General features: G+C 73.3%; 4 protein-coding genes. All 4 read left to right on the forward strand.

Annotated elements, in window-relative coordinates; translation table 11 throughout:
* Positions 1-18: 18 nt before the first annotated feature.
* The gene (locus A6Q79_RS18175; RefSeq protein WP_317698925.1) at positions 19-729 is read left to right on the forward strand and encodes a response regulator transcription factor; all 711 of its coding nucleotides are present in this window, start codon (positions 19-21) and stop codon (positions 727-729) included.
* Positions 729-1,208 carry a hypothetical protein gene (locus A6Q79_RS18180; RefSeq protein WP_317698922.1) on the forward strand — a complete coding sequence of 160 codons (480 nt, stop codon included), beginning with the start codon at positions 729-731 and terminating at the stop codon, positions 1,206-1,208. The genes A6Q79_RS18175 and A6Q79_RS18180 overlap by 1 nt, the downstream gene beginning before the upstream one ends.
* A 26-nt stretch (positions 1,209-1,234) precedes the next feature.
* The gene (locus tag A6Q79_RS18185) at positions 1,235-2,065 is read left to right on the forward strand and encodes an ATP-binding protein (protein ID WP_317698923.1); all 831 of its coding nucleotides are present in this window, start codon (positions 1,235-1,237) and stop codon (positions 2,063-2,065) included.
* Positions 2,062-2,881, forward strand: an 820-nt coding sequence (locus tag A6Q79_RS18190) for an aminotransferase class III-fold pyridoxal phosphate-dependent enzyme (RefSeq protein WP_317698924.1), incomplete at its 3' end; no start/stop codon positions are given. The genes A6Q79_RS18185 and A6Q79_RS18190, both read left to right, overlap by 4 nt.

The raw sequence follows: 2,881 nt of genomic DNA on the forward strand, positions 1-2,881 counted from the left end.
ACCGGGCACAGTGCTGCCATGGAGCTCACCCGTGCCGATGGCAGCCCCCTGCGTGTCCTGGTCGTCGACGACGAGGTCAACATCGCCGAGCTGGTGGCCATGGCGCTGCGCTACGAGGGCTTCGAGGTGCAGGCGGCGCACTCGGGCACCAAGGCGGTCGCGGCCGCCAAGGAGATGGCGCCCGACGCGGTCGTCCTCGACATCATGCTCCCGGACATCGACGGCCTGGAGGTGCTGCGCCGGATGCGGACGACCGACCCGCACCTGCCGGTCGTCTTCCTCACCGCCCGCGACGCCGTGGAGGACCGGATCGCCGGCCTCACCGCCGGTGGCGACGACTACGTCACCAAGCCGTTCTCGCTCGAGGAGCTGGTCGCCCGGCTGCGCGGTCTGCTCCGGCGGGCCGGCGCCCAGGCGGCCGCGGAGTCGACCGTCCTCACGGTCGGCGACCTGACCCTGGACGAGGACAGCCACGAGGTCCACCGCGGCGGCGACGAGATCACGCTGACCGCCACCGAGTTCGAGCTGCTGCGCTTCCTGATGCGCAACCCGCGCCGGGTGCTGTCGAAGGCGCAGATCCTCGACCGGGTCTGGAACTACGACTTCGGCGGCCAGGCCAACGTCGTGGAGCTCTACATCTCCTACCTGCGCAAGAAGGTCGACGCCGGGCGGCAGCCGATGATCCACACGATGCGCGGCGCGGGCTACGTGCTGAAGCCCGTCCCGTGATGACCGGTCCGCTGAGGGCCCGGCTCCTCGCCCGGGCTCGGGCGGTCGCCGACCGGCTGCGGTCGCTGACCGCCCGCCTGGTGCTCACCGCCGTGGTGCTGGCCCTGGCGGTCTCGGCACTGCTCGGCACCGCCACCACGCTGGTGATGCGCCACGCCCTCACCGAGCGCCTCGACAACGAGGTGCGCTCCACCCTCAGCAGCGTCCTGGAGACCCCGCCGACCCCGCCGGGCGTGCAGCAGCAGACCCGCGTGGACCTGCGCAACCTCGCGCCGGGCACCCTCATCGCCCTGCTCGAGCCCGGCAGCGACCCCCAGGCGATCGTGGTCGGCGACGGCCGCGGCGAGCGCGACACCCTCGACGACCGGGTCGCGTCGCGGCTCGAGGACGTCGGCGACGACGGGTCAAGGGATTGGGATGAGCCCTGCTCGCGGCGGCCGCGGCCGGCGTCGTCGTACGCCGACAGCTGCGGCCGCTGACCGAGGTCGCCGCCACCGCGCACCGGGTGGCAGCGCTCCCGCTGGAGTCCGGGGAGATCGAGCTCGCCGAACGGGTCCCGGAGCGACTGACCGACGAGCGCACGGAGGCCGGTGCCGTGGGCGCGGCCCTCAACACCCTGCTCGCGCACGTGGAGTCCTCGCTGACCGCGCGGCACCGCAGCGAGCAGCAGGTGCGCCAGTTCGTGGCCGACGCCAGCCACGAGCTGCGCACCCCGCTGGCGACGATCGCGGGCTACACCGAGCTGGCCCAGCGCCGACCCGACGACACCGGCACCCAGCGCACCGCGCTGACCAAGGTCGCCGAGGAGTCGGTGCGGATGACCGCCCTGGTCGAGGACCTGCTCCTGCTGGCCCGGCTCGACTCCGGACGGCCGCTCGAGCAGCAGCCGGTCGACCTCACCCGCCTGCTGCTGGAGGCGGTCTCCGACGCCCGGGTGCTGGCGCCCTCGCACCACTGGCGGCTCGAGCTGCCCGAGGACGTGGTCGAGGTGGTCGGCGACGACCAGCGACTGCACCAGGTCGTCACCAACCTGCTGACCAACGCCCGAAAGCACACCCCCCAGGGCTCGACGATCACCGTCGCCGCGACCCCGACCGGCTTCACCGTCCACGACGACGGCCCCGGCTTCGACCCCGAGCTCGCCGAGCGCGCCTTCGAGCGGTTCGTGCGCGGCGACGTGTCCCGCCCCCGCGGCGGAGTCGACCCCGGCGGGGCCGGCCTCGGCCTCTCCCTGGTGGAGGCGATCGTGGCCGCGCACGGCGGCACCGTGTCGTTGACGTCAGCGCCCGGCGGGTGGGGCCCGCACACCCGTACCGAGCCGAGGAGGCGCGCATGACCACCACCGCAGGGACCGCGACAGGCACCGCCCCTCGCTCCGCCGAGCTGTTCCAGCGCGCCGAGGCCCGCACGGCACACAACTACAAGCCGCTGCCGGTCGTCGTCGAGCACGCCGAGGGCGCGTGGATGACCGACGTCGACGGCACCCGCTACCTCGACCTGCTCGCCGGCTACTCCGCGCTCAACTTCGGTCACGGGCACCCCGGCCTGCTGCGCGTGGCCCACGAGCAGCTCGACAAGCTGACGCTGACCAGCCGCGCCTTCGTCCACGACCGGTTCGCCGACTTCTGCGCCGCGCTCGGCGACCTGTGCGGCAAGGAGCTGGTGCTGCCGATGAACACCGGCGCCGAGGCCGTCGAGACCGCCATCAAGGTCATGCGCAAGTGGGGCTACGAGGTCAAGGGCGTCACGCCCGGCCAGGCCAACATCATCGTGGCCTCCGGCAACTTCCACGGCCGCACCACCACCATCGTCGGCTTCTCCGACGACCCCGACGCCCGCGACGGCTTCGGCCCGTTCGCCCCCGGCTTCACGATGGTCCCCTACGGCGACCTCGCCGCCGTGGAGGCCGCGATCGACGAGAACACCGTCGGCGTGCTGATGGAGCCGATCCAGGGCGAGGGCGGCGTGGTGCTGCCCCCCGACGGCTTCTGGAAGGGCCTGCGCGAGCTGACCGCCCGCGAGAACGTCCTGATGGCCGCCGACGAGATCCAGGCCGGTCTCGGCCGCACCGGCAGGACCTTCGCCAGCGACCACGAGGAGGTCGTCCCCGACCTCTACGTCCTCGGCAAGGCGCTCGGCGCCGGCATCGTCC

This window comes from Aeromicrobium sp. REDSEA-S32_B7, assembly GCF_001626145.1.
Taxonomy (GTDB): Bacteria; Actinomycetota; Actinomycetes; order Propionibacteriales; family Nocardioidaceae; genus Aeromicrobium; species Aeromicrobium erythreum.